The sequence below is a fragment of the Bacillus sp. FAU18 genome (assembly GCF_056033885.1).
The window spans coordinates 1,162,157-1,178,482 of record NZ_JBVYHZ010000003.1; the positions used below are offsets into that span (position 1 = coordinate 1,162,157).

The 16,326-nt window shown below is 36.7% G+C and carries 14 protein-coding genes and 3 pseudogenes; 15 read left to right on the forward strand and 2 right to left on the reverse strand.

What is annotated here, in order from left to right; all coding sequences use genetic code 11:
• Positions 1 to 35 precede the first annotated feature (35 nt).
• The 11 genes and pseudogenes from AC0OMU_RS06025 (at position 36) to xynB (ending at position 8,793) form a co-directional block, all read left to right on the forward strand.
• Entirely contained in the window at positions 36 to 572 is a 537-nt protein-coding gene (locus tag AC0OMU_RS06025) for a GNAT family N-acetyltransferase (RefSeq protein ID WP_474240968.1), read from the forward strand.
• Between the two features lie 78 nt (positions 573 to 650).
• The gene (locus tag AC0OMU_RS06030) at positions 651 to 1,553 is read left to right on the forward strand and encodes a CPBP family intramembrane glutamic endopeptidase (protein ID WP_063335391.1); all 903 of its coding nucleotides are present in this window, start codon (positions 651 to 653) and stop codon (positions 1,551 to 1,553) included.
• 88 nt (positions 1,554 to 1,641) lie between these two features.
• Positions 1,642 to 2,022, forward strand: a complete 381-nt coding sequence (locus AC0OMU_RS06035; RefSeq protein WP_474240969.1) for a UPF0715 family protein — start codon at positions 1,642 to 1,644, stop codon at positions 2,020 to 2,022.
• Positions 2,023 to 2,548: 526 nt separating this feature from the next.
• On the forward strand, positions 2,549 to 2,779 hold the full coding sequence (locus tag AC0OMU_RS06040) for a helix-turn-helix transcriptional regulator (RefSeq protein ID WP_327830127.1): 231 nt from the start codon (positions 2,549 to 2,551) through the stop codon (positions 2,777 to 2,779).
• The gene (locus AC0OMU_RS06045) at positions 2,776 to 3,411 is read left to right on the forward strand and encodes a DUF3885 domain-containing protein (protein WP_032725792.1); all 636 of its coding nucleotides are present in this window, start codon (positions 2,776 to 2,778) and stop codon (positions 3,409 to 3,411) included. The genes AC0OMU_RS06040 and AC0OMU_RS06045 overlap by 4 nt, the downstream gene beginning before the upstream one ends.
• Before the next feature lie 27 nt (positions 3,412 to 3,438).
• A pseudogene (locus AC0OMU_RS06050) lies at positions 3,439 to 3,800 on the forward strand (hypothetical protein).
• A gap of 42 nt (positions 3,801 to 3,842) precedes the next feature.
• Complete coding sequence (locus tag AC0OMU_RS06055) at positions 3,843 to 4,118, forward strand: hypothetical protein (protein ID WP_015483265.1); 276 nt, start codon at positions 3,843 to 3,845, stop codon at positions 4,116 to 4,118.
• 24 nt (positions 4,119 to 4,142) lie between these two features.
• Positions 4,143 to 4,538, forward strand: a pseudogene (locus AC0OMU_RS06060) (UPF0715 family protein).
• 350 nt (positions 4,539 to 4,888) lie between these two features.
• A complete protein-coding gene (locus tag AC0OMU_RS06065; protein ID WP_015483267.1) occupies positions 4,889 to 5,200 on the forward strand; it encodes a hypothetical protein in 312 nt (103 codons plus the stop codon).
• Between the two features lie 569 nt (positions 5,201 to 5,769).
• Positions 5,770 to 7,161 carry an MFS transporter gene (locus AC0OMU_RS06070; RefSeq protein WP_474240970.1) on the forward strand — a complete coding sequence of 464 codons (1,392 nt, stop codon included), beginning with the start codon at positions 5,770 to 5,772 and terminating at the stop codon, positions 7,159 to 7,161.
• 30 nt (positions 7,162 to 7,191) lie between these two features.
• Positions 7,192 to 8,793, forward strand: coding sequence for a xylan 1,4-beta-xylosidase (xynB, locus tag AC0OMU_RS06075; RefSeq protein WP_474240971.1), 1,602 nt, complete (start codon positions 7,192 to 7,194; stop codon positions 8,791 to 8,793).
• 135 nt (positions 8,794 to 8,928) lie between these two features.
• Here the strand turns inward: xynB and xylR are convergent, their stop codons facing one another.
• Positions 8,929 to 10,083: a transcriptional repressor XylR gene (xylR, locus tag AC0OMU_RS06080; RefSeq protein ID WP_474240972.1), complete on the reverse strand. Its 1,155-nt coding sequence runs from the start codon at positions 10,081 to 10,083 to the stop codon at positions 8,929 to 8,931.
• Between the two features lie 248 nt (positions 10,084 to 10,331).
• On the opposite strand from xylR, the gene xylA reads away from it, so the two are divergent.
• From xylA to AC0OMU_RS06095, 3 genes and pseudogenes are all read left to right on the forward strand, one after another.
• Complete coding sequence (gene xylA, locus AC0OMU_RS06085) at positions 10,332 to 11,669, forward strand: xylose isomerase (protein WP_474240973.1); 1,338 nt, start codon at positions 10,332 to 10,334, stop codon at positions 11,667 to 11,669.
• Between the two features lie 150 nt (positions 11,670 to 11,819).
• The gene (gene xylB / locus AC0OMU_RS06090) at positions 11,820 to 13,319 is read left to right on the forward strand and encodes a xylulokinase (RefSeq protein WP_474240974.1); all 1,500 of its coding nucleotides are present in this window, start codon (positions 11,820 to 11,822) and stop codon (positions 13,317 to 13,319) included.
• A 104-nt stretch (positions 13,320 to 13,423) separates the two neighbouring features.
• Positions 13,424 to 13,589 (forward strand): annotated as a pseudogene (locus tag AC0OMU_RS06095) (glycoside hydrolase family 11 protein); the annotation flags it as partial.
• Positions 13,590 to 13,803: 214 nt separating this feature from the next.
• Here AC0OMU_RS06095 and yncB read toward each other — a convergent pair.
• On the reverse strand, positions 13,804 to 14,439 hold the full coding sequence (gene yncB / locus AC0OMU_RS06100) for an endonuclease YncB (RefSeq protein WP_474240975.1): 636 nt from the start codon (positions 14,437 to 14,439) through the stop codon (positions 13,804 to 13,806).
• Between the two features lie 405 nt (positions 14,440 to 14,844).
• Between yncB and AC0OMU_RS06105 the strand changes: the two genes are divergently transcribed.
• Positions 14,845 to 16,260, forward strand: a complete 1,416-nt coding sequence (locus AC0OMU_RS06105) for a sugar porter family MFS transporter (RefSeq protein WP_474240976.1) — start codon at positions 14,845 to 14,847, stop codon at positions 16,258 to 16,260.
• The last annotated feature ends 66 nt before the right edge of the window (positions 16,261 to 16,326 follow it).

Genomic DNA, 16,326 nt, shown 5'->3' on the forward strand with positions numbered 1-16,326 from the left:
ATAAAGATCAAGTAAGCATGAGGGGAGTTACTTTAATGCACATAACAACAAAAAGGTTATTGATACGTGAATTTGAATTCAAAGATTGGCAAGCTGTATATGAGTATACAGCTGATATTAATGTAATGAAGTATATACCTGAAGGGGTTTTTACTGAAGAAGACGCAAAGGCATTTGTAAGTAAAAACAAAGGTGATAACGCTGAAAAATTCCCTGTCATACTAATAGATGAAGACTTTCTTATAGGCCATATTGTTTTTTATAAGTATTTTGGTGAACATACATATGAAATTGGGTGGGTGTTTAATCCGAATTATCAAAATAAAGGGTATGCTTCTGAGGCAGCCCAAGCTATCTTGGAATATGGATTTAAAGAAATGAACTTACATAGGATTATAGCTACGTGTCAACCTGAGAATATTCCTTCATACCGAGTTATGGAGAAGATCGGAATGAGAAGAGAAGGATTTTTTAAAAAATGTATTCCAAAAGGCAATGAATGGTGGGATGAATATTATTACGCTATTTTAGAGGAAGAGTGGAATTGTAAGAGGGGTAATGCAGGAATTTGAAACCATAACAGCTATAGAACGTATAGTGATAGTAGGGCTTATAGTGCTTAATATGAATGATGTGAGAGGGGTATCCAAATGCAAATTCATCTCACCAAAAGCGGAAAACAAGACAATCATCATAAATGGTTAGGAACTGTCTTGCTCAGTTGGGGAACATTCGTATTTGCTTTGTTTTTTGCTACTTTAGTTGGTTCAATGGCTAGCCAAGCAGGAGCTTCCAAGCTTTTGAAGCAAGGCATCCAAGCAGGTTTAGTCACATTAATAACTGTCCCGTTGCTCTACATTCTTCTTAAACGGATGTCTAGTAGACCCTTTTATTCTATAGGACTGTCTGGGTGGCGGCAAGCCATTCCGAAAGCCATAATAGGAGCAATATATGTGATTGTATTATCCGGGTCTGGTTTCGCTATCGCCCATTTATTAGGCTGGATCAAAGTTACACAATTTCACTTCTCTGTCCATTTAGTGACAGCATTGCTCCTAAATATGATTATCGCATTCTTTTATGAAGCTTTTCCAGAGGAATTAACTTTTCGTGGGACGGTGTACTATGCTCTAAATAAGCGTTGGAACTGTTTTATGGCCTTACTCCTACAACCAATCCTGTTTGTGCTTGCACCAATAATTGTAAGTGTTTTGCAATATATAGCTGGAATTGAATCACCTGCTATCACATTAGATTACATCGTTTTATTGTTGACTTTTGGATGCATCCTTCAACTCCTGCGTATTGTAACAGGAAGCTTATGGACGTCTATCGCTTTTCATCTGGTCTTTCTCGAAAATTCTCGGTTCTTTGTCCTGCAGGGGAAGGAGCGCTTTATTACCTATGAAGAAATTGTTCCGGGAACAGGTGCGCTGTTTGTGATCTTTTTTATGTTGCTTATTGTCGGTACTCTACTCTTAATACCTGTTGCGATAACTCGCCGAAATACTATTCAATGGCGGAAGAATGAGAAATGCGACCAAGATGTTTAATTTCTAAGTAGAGCAGTAGTTTTAAAGTGATTTTAAGGAGGATCTAGACAATGTTGAAGAAGCATTCATTAAGAAAGAGGTTATAAACATGCAAGTTTTAAGGATCATATTTGTTCATGTCTTGTCCGCGTTATCAGCTGCTGTTGTTTATGTTTTTGGCATTGGTTATGACGGCTACATACCATACTTCCTAATAAGTGTTCTTCTCTTTATCTTTTATTTAATCTTTGTTGCACCTGTTCAATATTTCTTAAATCGCAATCCAAAAAGGTTTAACGCGAAATATTTACTCATATACATATTCTTTTCCTTCTTAGTATGGTTATTCTTCGCGTTCATTACTGATCCAAAAAACACCTTAAACTTTCTGATGGGATATGAAATTTACTTGTTTAGCGTCTCATTTTCTGTAATATTTTGGATATGGGACTCGGTTTTTCTGCAAAACATTGGGAGGGTAGCAGCGTAGCTTAAATCATCACAATCCTTTTCCTTATGTAAAGTCAAAATGCCCTTTCATTTACTGAATTATGCCATAAATGGGTAAAGGGAGAGAGGGATGAAAAGGGTTAATCGTTTAACTTTGGTTTGCTTAGGCTTAGTCTCAAGTTTTAATCTTCCGAATGCTGAAGTAAAGCTAACGGTGGATTAAACAAATGTAGACTTTGTTTTGATCGACCGGAATTTTGACCTCACTTGGTTATAAATTCACAATACACAATAATAAAGACTGTACTCTAAATATGAAACTTAGCAGAATAGCTCTAACTGATAGATATTTTCAAGGAGCGAGAAAGAATTCACAGGGAGTTATTTGGACTGTAGAAGGTGATCAGTTGGCAATAACAAAAAGTCCAGGCTGCGGCGATGTGTGGATAAAAGGTATTTATGGATTTGAACATGAAGAGCGGGATTATTAAATTCAGCGAGGTCAAGAATCCATTATAAACTTAATGATCATTTTAAGTGATCAAAAATAACTAAAAGGTGAGAATATGATTAAATCAAAGTTAAAAACGATTATAGACCAAAGAAAGATCAGTATCCGGAAACTTTCCAGAGATATTGATCATGAGTATCCAACTGTCATAAAGCTATATAATGACGAAATGGAGCTGTATCCGAGAGAGCTGTTTGATAAAGTCTGGCCCTATCAAAACATCGAACTGCATGAGTTGTTGATATTCCAAAAAGATCATATTCCTAAAGTGAGAATGTCTAAATGAAGATAATGGAGTATATGGAGGAAAGGTTTCAAAACCTCGAATTAATTCCTAGCATCTATAATCAATGGGGCACAGGAATCCATTTTTGTCTTGGGGAAAATATCTATCAACTCAAAGCAAATGAAGAATTAAATTTAAAGATGTTTCGGGTTGTATATGAACAAACCTCAATCATTTTTAATGAATTATTTGAACAAAATGATGACATATTCCTTGTGACGAATATGTATAAGCACAAAAAGAAAGAGAAATGTATAAGAAAATTAAAGGTGTATCAACCGTTTCTAAAATGTAAAAATCATTTGAATCAAATTATGGTGAAGACATATCCCTACCCTTTCGAAATCAATAAAGCTGAAGAATACGAGATGCAACAATTTTCCCTGTTATGCAAACCTCGAGACTTACGTGTAACTGAATTACTTAAAGCAGCCAGTAATGAGGATTTTCCACAAAAACCGAAATTCGGAGGTTACTCTATTGATTACCCTGATGTTTTCTTTGTGAACATTACAAAAGACATTATTTTCTTTATCTATGATGACCGCGGATGCGAAGTCATAGCTCATGATTTCAAACGAATACGTCACCTTTATGAAAAGTATCACGACTGGGTAGAAGAGTATAAGTGAATGTAAATACTTTTTTAAAAACGATTTATATCAGGAAAGGCAGAATTAGATTATGAGAGATCTGCATTTTTATTAGTATTTGATGAAAGATTAGTGGATTTTGATTCTCAAGGCGGAAACCATATTAGTGTTTATTAGTTACTCACTTTGAGTTATCTGATCAGTCGTATAAAGATGTATTAAGCTTTAATGGTGATCTTTTAGGTATGAAGCATAATTGTTCGTATGCAATGGATATTCTAAGCGTTAAAGAAGAACTTGATTTCGATTTCCCATTTAATATGCTTGCAATAAAAAGCTACGTACAAGAATTAATAAAAATGTTAGGGATTGATATAACTCTGCCTGAAATGAAAGAAAGAGATTTTGACAAACTTTCTCAAGACTAAATAAAACTACAATTTTAAGGAAAACGGAGACTTGCTTTCAATATGAATATTAGAAAAGCTGCAGCTATTTTTTCAATCACGATTCCAATTATCTCAGCTATCTTAATTATTAATTTTTTTACGGGAGTTATGTCATTTCCATGGCAAGGAATGCCGGTGTTTTTTCCAATATTACTTTCTCCTATAGGAATCATTTTAGCGTTCGTTTCAATAAAGACAAATAAACGGTGTGCTGTATATGGGATTGTCTTAAATGCAATTATGTTTCCATTTCCTTTTTTCTGGTTTATAGGAGGGACTTTGTTATTTGGAGTTTAAAATTTAAAGAATAGCGGAGGTACCATTTTGTGGTTATATAAACCGTTAGGCAGTTACGCTTATACATTGGTATTTTCAAGCTTATCATATGGTCTAGTCTTTGGCTTGTATATGTTTGTTTATTCAAGTTTTATGGCGATCGCATTAATCACAATAGGAATCATAGCATTCTACTCATTTATCACTTACTTATTATTTGCTATTCCTTTGCAAAAATTACTAAGAAGAAGGCCCAGAAAATTCAGTTTGATCAATTTGTTAATTTATGCTGCAGTAGCCTTTTTAGCTGTGTTTTTTTTCTGGTTTGTTGATTATCCGTCAAATGCTCTTACCGTATTCTGAAGCTTTGGGTATTACATTATGAGCATTATTGCTGCGTTAATTTATTGGTTCTGGGACTTAATATTTCTGCGAATTTAAATTTGATTTAAATAATGTGTTTACACCGTTCACAATAAGTAAAGGCTGCTGAAACAAACAGAGTAAATATTCAGATTGTTTAATTAATCCGAGAGCATAAGAAGTGTTATTTTTAATTGGGGGAATTGACTTGAATTTTTTTATTTGGATTGTAATGTTATAGTTATTTTTGGCGGCCTCTATGCAGGTTACAAAAGGAATAGGAAGAACTTTTAAAAATGATGAAAAGTTAAATACATAAATTTCTTTGTATATGACTGTCGGATACCAAAAGCAAAAAGAGCATTAAACTAAATGCTCTTTTTCATTCCACAACATCGGCATTCACGCATCAAAAGGAGGGGGATACCATGAAAAAATTAGTTTTATTATCCAGCTTTTTCGGGATTGTGCTATCAATTATTGGACAATTATTTGGAGTCCTAACAGATTTCTTTATTTCAGGTATTGCACGACTTATAGGGGTTTTAGCCGGTATCCTAGTATTACTTAGCCTGAAGTCAAGAAATACAGAAATGCAGGCATTTATAGTGAGTTCAAGTACTGCCCTGGGAATAATGGGTGCAGGAATTTTATATTTTCCAGCAGCGATTGTCAATGTCTTAATTGGGTTTAAGCTAAACAAAAAGTTAAAAGAAGAAAACACTAAGGAGCAGATCTGAATAGACTGCTTTTGGTTGGAGAACCTGGGGAATGAAGTATACTATGAATTTAAAATTCTATACACTTATTATAACAAATGGAACCGATTTTTTTAAGTAATACAAAAGGCTTTTTAGATGAAAGAATTCTTTTAAAGTGGAGATTGTAAAAATGATCTTCAGGGTTTTTAGAGTTTTAAAATCTTACCTGTTTAAACTTTCTGAAAAAGATGTTGAAAAAGTCGAAAGGATTTTATAATATTAAATCAAGTTAGTTTGTTCGGTCAACAAACTAATGAGATGAACTTTCATTGTCCACAAGATAAGGTCTTACTGAATATGGATGGAAGGGGGATAAGAGGGTCGATTTAATGGAGCTAAACAATATAAGAAACGAAAGAATGAGGCTTTTATCCTTTTCCAGATATATAAGGCATATCGAAAAAAGATGAATTTTTTGCTTGCTGATCACCATATTTTTTTGCACTGTTTTGAAAGCGCTTTTATAAACGTTTACTGACCGTAAATTCGAGAAATTGTTATACCGTTTCACACTGTTCCATATTAATGGATCGAAAAGGGGAGAAATCATGCTCAGTGAAAATGTAAAGAAGATTAGCATGGTTGAAAAAGTTGGATATGCGTCTGGAGATTTTGCTTGTAATTTAATTTATGCAACAGTGTCTACGTATCTTTTGTTCTTCTATACAGATGTTTTTGGTTTATCGGCAGCAGCAGCCGGTACTATGTTTTTAGTGGTTAGAATAATCGACGCTCTCGCTGATCCTTTTATTGGAACAATAGTTGACAGAACGAACAGCAGATTTGGACGCTTTAGACCGTATCTTTTATTCGGAGCTTTTCCATTTGTCATACTGGCAATACTCTGTTTTACAACACCAGACTTTTCGGATATGGGGAAATTAATATATGCCTATATGACCTATGTTGGCTTGTCGCTTACATACACTACGATAAACGTTCCATATGGCGCGTTAACTTCTGCAATGACTAGAAATAATCAAGAAGTGGTTAGTATAACTTCTGTTCGCATGTTATTTGCGAATCTTGGGGGACTTGTCGTTGCATTTTTTGTTCCCTTACTGGCTGCTTATTTAAGCGATACTTCCGGCAACGAATCTCTTGGCTGGCAACTAACCATGGGTATTTTGGGAATGATAGGCGGGTGCCTTTTAATCTTTTGTTTTAAAAGCACAAAAGAGCGTGTCACTCTTCAAAAATCCGAAGAAAAAATTAAATTTACGGATATATTTGAGCAGTTTCGTGTTAATCGTCCACTTGTTGTATTAAGTATTTTCTTTATTATTATTTTTGGAGTGAATTCCATCAGTAATTCGGTTGGCATTTATTACGTAACGTATAACTTAGAAAGAGAGGATTTGGTGAAGTGGTACGGTTTGATAGGTAGTTTGCCCGCTTTGGTCATTTTACCGTTTATTCCAAGGCTTCATCAATTTTTGGGGAAGAAGAAATTACTAAACTATGCATTATTACTGAATATGATCGGCCTCTTAGCTTTACTGTTTGTTCCGCCAAGTAATGTATACCTCATACTTGTCTGCCGATTAATCGCTGCTGCTGGAAGTCTCACTGCCGGGGGATATATGTGGGCGCTTATTCCTGAAACAATAGAATATGGAGAGTACAGGACTGGGAAAAGAATGGGTGGGCTCATTTACGCTATAATCGGATTTTTCTTTAAGTTTGGTATGGCCTTAGGAGGAGTTGTTCCGGGTCTGGTTCTTGATAAGTTTGGATATGTGGCAAATCAGGCACAAACCCCGGCGGCATTAACGGGGATTTTAATTACAACAACCATTATTCCCGTGTTCCTGCTGGTTCTAGCTTTAATTGATATTAATTTCTATAACTTAGATGAGAAAAAATATAAAAACATGGTTCGAGAATTAGAGAATAGAGACAAAGTTTATTTGGATCATATTGATGATTTCAAGGCTTAAAAAAGAAAATAAACTGAGGAGGAATTCCCTATGAAAATTATCAATCCCGTACTTAAAGGATTCAATCCCGATCCAAGTATTTGTAGGGCAGGAGAGGATTATTATATCGCGGTATCTACATTTGAGTGGTTTCCGGGAGTCCAGATACACCACTCAAAAGATTTAGTAAATTGGCACTTAGTTGCACATCCATTACAGAGAGTTTCACAATTAGACATGAAAGGAAATCCAAATTCAGGTGGGGTTTGGGCACCATGTTTAAGCTATAGTGATGGGAAGTTTTGGCTGATCTATACGGATGTTAAGGTAGTAGATGGCGCATGGAAAGATTGTCGCAATTATTTAGTTACTTGTGAAACGATTAATGGTGATTGGGGGGAGCCGATTACATTAAATAGCTCGGGGTTTGATGCTTCTTTGTTCCATGATACGGATGGAAAAAAGTATTTATTAAATATGTTATGGGATCACCGTATTGATCGGCACTCATTTGGAGGAATTGTTATACAGGAATATTCTGATAAAGAGCAAAAATTAATCGGTAAACCAAAAGTAATATTTGAAGGAACTGATAGAAAACTGACAGAAGCTCCGCACCTTTATCATATTGGGAACTATTATTATTTATTAACTGCAGAAGGAGGAACACGGTTCGAACATGCTGCTACAATTGCCCGTTCTACAAATATTGAGGGACCATATGAAGTTCATCCTGATAATCCAATCTTAACGTCATGGCATGACCCAGGAAATCCATTGCAAAAATGTGGACATGCATCCATTGTTCAAACACATACAGATGAGTGGTATTTAGCTCATTTAACGGGACGTCCTATTCATCCTGACGATGATTCAATTTTTCAGCAGAGAGGATATTGTCCTTTGGGCAGAGAAACAGCTATTCAAAAACTTTACTGGAAAGATGAATGGCCCTATGTAGAAGGTGGAAAAGAAGGGAGCTTGGAGGTAGAAGCACCTTCTATACCCGAAACCAAGTTTGAAGCAACGTACCCGGAAGTAGATGAATTTGAGGAATCAACATTAAATATAAATTTTCAAACTTTAAGAATCCCATTCACGAATGAATTAGGTTCATTGACTCAAGCGCCAAATCATTTACGATTATTCGGTCATGAATCATTGACCTCGACATTTACCCAGGCATTTGTAGCCAGACGCTGGCAAAGTCTCCATTTTGAAGCGGAAACTGCTGTTGAGTTTTATCCGGAAAATTTTCAACAAGCCGCTGGATTGGTGAATTATTACAATACAGAGAACTGGACGGCTCTTCAAGTCACGCATGATGAAGAACTGGGCCGCATTCTTGAATTAACAATATGTGACAACTTTTCTTTTTCACAGCCATTAAATAATAAAATTGTTATACCTCGTGAAGTAAAGTATGTATATTTAAAAGTAAATATTGAAAAGGACAAATATTATTATTTCTATTCTTTTAACAAAGAAGATTGGCACAAAATTGACATTGCACTGGAATCGAAAAAATTATCAGATGATTACATCCGTGGGGGAGGATTCTTCACAGGGGCCTTTGTAGGGATGCAATGCCAAGATACCAGTGGTAATCATATTCCGGCCGACTTTAGATATTTTCGTTATAAAGAAAAATAATTTGCACATGAAAAAGGAGATTTCTATTTTAGAACTCCTTTTTCATATGAGAAGGTGCCTATATCAATATTGCTTCAGAAATACTCCTAGAATAAAAAAACTGATCTTTAAAGATAGCTGTCCATTCCATAAAAATTACATTGTAACCATGTCCAGAAAATGATCAATCACAATGGAGGACATTCCTAATGCCGGTGCATTCTGTCCTAAGGAAGATGGCAATAATTCATAGCTATTGCCTAATTGGGAATAAACCCTTGACGACACTTCACTTCTCATTGAATTTAAAACCATAGGATGCGATTCAATTATGCTATTTCTTAAAATTACGGCTTGAGGGTTGAAAGTATTTAGGATATTGGTAAGGCCTATTCCTAAATAGAATCCAAAATTTTGTAATGCATTTAAGGTTCCGATATCATTCAGATGGGCGAGGTTTATGATATCTTGATAGGACAGTTTTTTCTCTTTGGTCTGAAGAGATTTTAATAAAGCCTTCTCTGAAGCATACAATTCCCAGCAGCCTCGGTTTCCGCAACTGCATTTAGGACCATTAAAGTCTATTGTCATATGTCCCATTTCTCCAGAGAAGCCGCTTACTCCTCTATATAAATGATTGTTAATAATAATACCGATCCCTATCCCTGTGCTGATACTTACGTAAATAATGTTATCGTGATTTTTTGCAGCTCCAAATACTTTCTCTCCATATGCGCCAGCATTTGCCTCATTTTCAATAAAAACAGGCACATTGTACTTCTCTTGTATCGAAGATTTTAAGTCAATATCTCTCCAATTGGAGTTCGGAGTGAAAACAATTTTTTGATCTTTATCAATGAGTCCAGGCACGCAAATACCTATACCAATAAGCCCGTACGGAGATTGGGGCATATGCGTAATAAAGTGATGAATCATATCAATCAAAATGTCTTTCGTTATTTCTGGAGAATTGGATTCCAAATGGCGGTATTGATCAAGAACGATCGTTCCTTCAAGGTCTGTTAAAATGCCATTGATATAATCCACACCAACATCAATTCCTACGGAGTATCCTGCCTTTTTATTAAAAACAAGCATGACAGGTCTTCTTCCGCCACTTGATTGTCCTTGACCTATTTCAAATACCAGATTTTCTTTCATTAACGTGTTTACCTGTGATGAAACAGTTGATTTATTTAATCCAGTCATTTCAGATAATTTTGCTCTTGAAATAGGTGAATTTTTAAGAATTTCTTTTAATAATAACTTTTGATTTACTTTTTTGACAAAGGTTTGATCAGCGATATCCACTTCATCCACTCCATTTGTTTAATCTTTAAATTAAGTATGAACATAGTACATAACGAATCTTCCCTTTATTATATCTAATGTGTTCATAAAAAACTAAAAAAAATATTGAAAATACTGATGAGGTTATATAAGATGAAAATAAGTTAGTTTGTTTGAACAACAAACTAATAGGTAACTTACAATATGAAATAAAATGCATTTGTATTTGAATGATCATGATTTGAATTTATTTTTAAGGGGGAAATCACATGGCTCAATCTCATTCCAGTTCAACCAACTATTTTGGAAGCGCAAACAAAGTGGTTTACGAAGGGAAAGATTCGACTAATCCTTTAGCATTTAAATATTATAATCCTCAAGAAGTAATCGGCGGAAAAACGATGAAAGAGCATTTGCGATTTTCTATTGCCTATTGGCATACATTTACTGCTGATGGTACAGACGTTTTTGGAGCAGCTACGATGCAAAGACCATGGGATCACTATAAAGGCATGGATCTAGCGAAGATGAGAGTAGAAGCAGCATTTGAGATGTTTGAAAAACTAGATGCACCATTCTTTGCTTTTCATGACCGGGATATTGCACCAGAAGGCAGTACGCTAAAAGAGACAAACCAAAATTTAGATATGATCGTGGGCATGATTAAAGATTACATGAAAAATAGCGGCGTTAAGCTATTATGGAATACCGCAAACATGTTTACGAATCCCCGTTTCGTCCATGGTGCCGCGACTTCTTGCAATGCAGATGTGTTTGCGTATGCTGCAGCACAAGTGAAAAAAGGGTTAGAAACAGCAAAAGAGCTTGGCGCTGAGAACTATGTATTTTGGGGCGGCCGTGAAGGATATGAAACATTGTTAAATACCGATTTAAAATTTGAGCTTGATAATTTGGCTAGATTTATGCATATGGCAGTGGATTATGCGAAGGAAATCGGGTACACAGGGCAGTTTTTGATTGAGCCAAAACCAAAAGAGCCGACCACCCATCAATACGATACAGATGCAGCAACAACCATTGCCTTTTTGAAGCAATATGGCTTAGACAATCATTTTAAATTAAATCTTGAAGCCAATCATGCCACATTAGCTGGGCATACATTCGAACATGAATTGCGCATGGCAAGAGTACATGGTCTGCTTGGCTCTGTTGACGCAAACCAGGGTCATCCTCTTTTAGGCTGGGACACGGATGAATTTCCGACGGATTTATATTCTACGACATTAGCAATGTATGAAATCCTGCAAAATGGCGGCCTAGGAAGCGGCGGATTAAACTTTGACGCGAAGGTCAGAAGATCTTCTTTTGAGCCTGATGATCTAATATATGCCCATATTGCAGGGATGGATGCATTTGCAAGAGGATTGAAAGTTGCCCACAAATTAATCGAAGATCGTGTGTTTGAAGATGTGATTCAACATCGTTACCGCAGCTTTACTGAAGGGATTGGTCTTGAAATTATAGAAGGAAGAGCTAATTTCCACACACTTGAGCAATATGCGCTAAATCATAAATCAATTAAAAACGAATCTGGAAGACAGGAGCAATTAAAAGCGATATTGAACCAATACATTTTAGAAGTATAACAGGATAAGCTCCAGATCCTGCTATCAATACCAAGTCACTGAATTACCCGTCATGATTCCTTTCCTATTGCTTGTTGTTATGACGGGTAACTTCTATAATTAGGATTTATTTAGAGTGAATGGTTTTTTAAAAGGGCAAGGAGTGAAAAAATGAAGTATGTCATTGGAATAGATCTTGGAACGAGTGCTGTTAAAACCATTTTAGTTAATCAAAACGGCAAGGTTTGTGCAGAAACGTCCAAAAGGTACCGGCTCATCCAAGAGAAGGCGGGATATAGTGAGCAAAATCCTGAGGACTGGGTGCAGCAAACAATTGAAGCATTGGCTGAATTGGTTTCTATATCCAATGTTCAAGCCAAGGATATTGACGGGATAAGCTATTCGGGACAAATGCATGGATTAGTACTGCTTGATAAAGATTGTCAGGTGTTACGTAATGCAATTCTTTGGAATGATACCAGAACAACGCCTCAATGTATAAGGATGACCGAGAAATTTGGCGATCATCTTCTTGACATCACAAAAAACCGTGTTTTAGAAGGGTTTACATTACCTAAAATGTTATGGGTGAAGGAACATGAACCTGAACTTTTTAAAAAAACTGCTGTGTTTTTGCTTCCGAAAGACTATGTGCGATTCCGTATGACCGGTGCCATTCACACGGAATACTCCGATGCAGCAGGAACTTTACTTTTACATATTACTCGCAAGGAGTGGAGCAATGATATTTGCAATCAAATTGGTATTTCTGCAGATATTTGTCCTCCGCTTGTTGAATCTCATGATTGTGTAGGATCGCTGCTTCCGCACGTTGCCGCGAAGACCGGGCTATTAGAAAAAACAAAAGTGTACGCTGGGGGAGCAGATAATGCTTGCGGCGCTATTGGAGCAGGTATCCTTTCTTCCGGAAAAACTTTATGCAGTATTGGGACGTCAGGGGTCATACTTTCCTACGAAGAAGAAAAAGAAAGAGACTTTAAAGGGAAAGTCCACTTTTTTAATCATGGAAAAAAGGATTCTTTTTATACGATGGGCGTCACGCTCGCTGCAGGATACAGCTTGGACTGGTTTAAAAGAACGTTTGCACCAAACGAATCGTTTGAGCAATTATTGCAGGGGGTGGAAGCTATTCCGATAGGAGCCAATGGACTTCTATACACTCCTTATTTGGTTGGTGAAAGAACGCCGCATGCTGATTCTTCTATTCGGGGAAGCTTGATCGGAATGGATGGAGCTCATAATAGAAAGCACTTTTTGAGGGCAATAATGGAAGGTATCACATTTTCTTTACATGAATCAATTGAGCTATTCCGCGAAGCGGGAAAATCAGTTCATACTGTTGTTTCTATTGGTGGGGGAGCTAAAAATGATATGTGGCTGCAAATGCAAGCTGATATTTTCAATACGAGGGTAATTAAGTTAGAAAATGAACAAGGGCCAGCTATGGGGGCTGCAATGCTGGCTGCCTTTGGAAGCGGATGGTTTGAATCCCTTGAAGAATGTGCAGAGCAGTTCATTCGTGAGGCTGCTGCATTTTATCCAAAGGCACAAAATGTTCAAAAATATAAAACACTATTTGATTTGTATAAGAACATTTACACTCACACAAAGGATCTCAATACAGCTTTGAAGAGCTTTCGAAAAAACTAATGATGTTATTGTCCGGAGATCAACCGAAAAACAATTAATGATCAATCATCATCAAAGGCCTTTGATGACATGGCTGCCTTCTTTTGAAAAGATGGTGAGAACAAGGTATCGCAACCTTTAAACAGTATTGGAGTGTCCAGCAGACAAAACGAACGAGCGGAATCGTATTCTGTCAGCGAACACTTCAAGAAGTGGGGAAGCTTAGGAATGCCAATGGGTAAGATGTATGAAACCGCGCTAACGACGGTAGAGGGATCTCTTGATTTATGATGAAATAGGAAGGATGTTTACACACAAATAACCCCCTCACATTGACGTGAAGGGGTGTTTTTTATTGTTACTATACAGCGGAAATTTTACAGGCTAGTTGCATGATTTTAGCTTGATAAGCAGAATGGAAACTAGACACGCCATCATCTCTTTCTCATTCTTTGGAAACTGCATTCTGCTAGGTTTGCTGCTTTTTTTAACAAACAGTGTTTTTCTATTTCACACAGCCATTAAATCCTCTGTTCGTCACATAACCGCTCTTACTCCAAATTGACAGTTTATCTGATTTTGCTTCTTGCTCATCTAGTCTGAATTGGTCTATGTATTTTGTGTTAGGCTCATATACATATGCTACTCTGGCCAATCCCTCTTTCAATAATGTCTCTTGAACAGATTTGCCGTCAACATAAACGTATGCTAACAGTCTTCCATACTTATCTTTGCGATCGCCTTTATCAAATTCCAGCTGTAGCTTACCGCTGTTGACCAATTCTTTATTTCGTTTCGACGCATCCTCACCGTATGGTTGAACACAAGAATTTGGTTTCTTCGTCTCAGGTGTATCAATGAGCAAGTAGCGAACTGTGTCTTTCTTTCCGTTGTAAATAACCTTAATCGTATCTCCATCTATTGCTCTGTCTAATGTAACATTGACCAATTTCTTCTGCTTTTTTGAATGAGGCGTGCCGGCCTTTTGTTCTGTCTGATTATATTCATTAGATTGAGTATCTTGAGAGACTTGCTCCGTCCCATTAGAATCTGAATGGTTTTTGGCTGCGTGATTTGATCCGCAAGCTGCCAAAGTAATACTTAAAACGATTGCGATCATACTGATCAAAATCTTCTTCATATTGATTCCCTCTTTATCATTTTCTCTTTTCGCGATTAAACATCATCATTATAACGATATGGACATTTTTTGTGAATGGAAAACTTCAAGGGAACTTATAACACTCAAATTGCCAATAGTTAACTTCACAAAGAGATGATCAAAACATCACCATCACATAGCGGAAATAAATAATCCTGAAAATAATATTGACTGAAAATGCTTTTGGAATTATGATAATATGAGAAATGACAATGATGTGACAAAAACATTACTACAACATAACAACTAATAGCTTAGGTTTATTCTACAAATGTAAACGGTTACAAATCCAGAGGCGAAAATCTAAGATAGAGATGACTTTAGTTTTGACTCAATATCCACACTGAAAGAGCTTATTAAGTATTCTTAATAAAGGCAGGGGAAATGGATATGAATGAACATCGAAATCGAAGGTTGAAATTAATAATGATTTCAGCAACTTTTGGAGGGCTTCTCTTTGGATATGACACCGGAGTTATAAATGGAGCTTTACCTTTTATGGCAAGGCCAGATCAGCTTGATTTAACACCGGTTACAGAAGGGCTTGTTACGAGTATTCTTTTATTAGGTGCCGCATTTGGAGCGTTGTTATGCGGAAGATTGGCTGATCGATATGGCCGACGTAAAATGATCCTTAATCTTTCCTTTTTATTTTTCCTGGCATCACTGGGAACAGCGTTAGCACCTAATGTTTTCATCATGGCGGCCTTTCGTTTTTTACTGGGGCTGGCTGTTGGAGGAGCCTCGGCGATGGTGCCGGCCTTTTTAGCAGAAATGGCACCGCATGAAAAGAGAGGGCGTATGGTAACCCAAAATGAACTAATGATTGTTGGCGGGCAATTTTTAGCATATGTTTTTAATGCGATCCTCGGTGTAACAATGGCAAATACGGGACATGTTTGGAGATACATGCTAGTCATTTGTGCTGTACCGGCTATCATGTTATTTGCCAGTATGCTTAAGGTACCAGAAAGCCCCCGATGGCTAATCTCCAAAGGCAAAAACAGTGAGGCGCTGCGAGTTCTTAAACAAATTCGAGAAGGTAAACGTGCAGAAGCTGAATGTAGAGAAATTCAAGAAGCGGTAGAAAAAGATACAGCACTAGAAAAGGCATCACTCAAGGACTTTTCTACACCATGGCTGCGCCGTCTTTTATGGATTGGAATCGGTGTTGCCATCGTGAATCAAATTACAGGTGTGAACTCGATTATGTATTATGGCACACAAATTCTTAAAGAATCTGGTTTTGGTACAAAAGCGGCTTTAATCGCTAATATTGGAAATGGGCTGATATCAGTTATTGCAGTTATATTTGGGATTTGGCTGGTCGGGAAAGTGAGACGGCGTCCAATATTATTGATTGGTTTGGCGGGGACGACTACAGCGCTCCTATTGATTGCGATTTTCTCAATTGTGCTTGATAGATCTATGGCACTTCCTTATGTAGTGCTTTCTTTGACCGTTTTATTTCTTGCCTTTATGCAAGGGTGTGTAGGACCTGTGACTTGGCTTGTCATAGCGGAAATATTCCCTCAAAGGTTAAGAGGACTTGGTTCTGGGATAAGTGTTTTTTTCCTTTGGATATTAAACTTTGTGATCGGTTTTGCTTTCCCGATCTTGCTTAGCTCTGTAGGTTTGTCTTTTACATTCTTTATATTTGTGGCTTTAGGTGTATTGGCAATCGGTTTTGTATACAAATTCATGCCGGAAACAAAAGGGCGTACACTTGAAGAATTAGAAGAGCATTTTCGTTCTCGACACGATCTTAATACTCCTGAACAATCAGTTATTGAGGTATAAATATGTTGAAAATCTCTCTTCTTATAGGAGGGATTTTTTTAGTTTCAGAAAAAACAAGATCCCTCT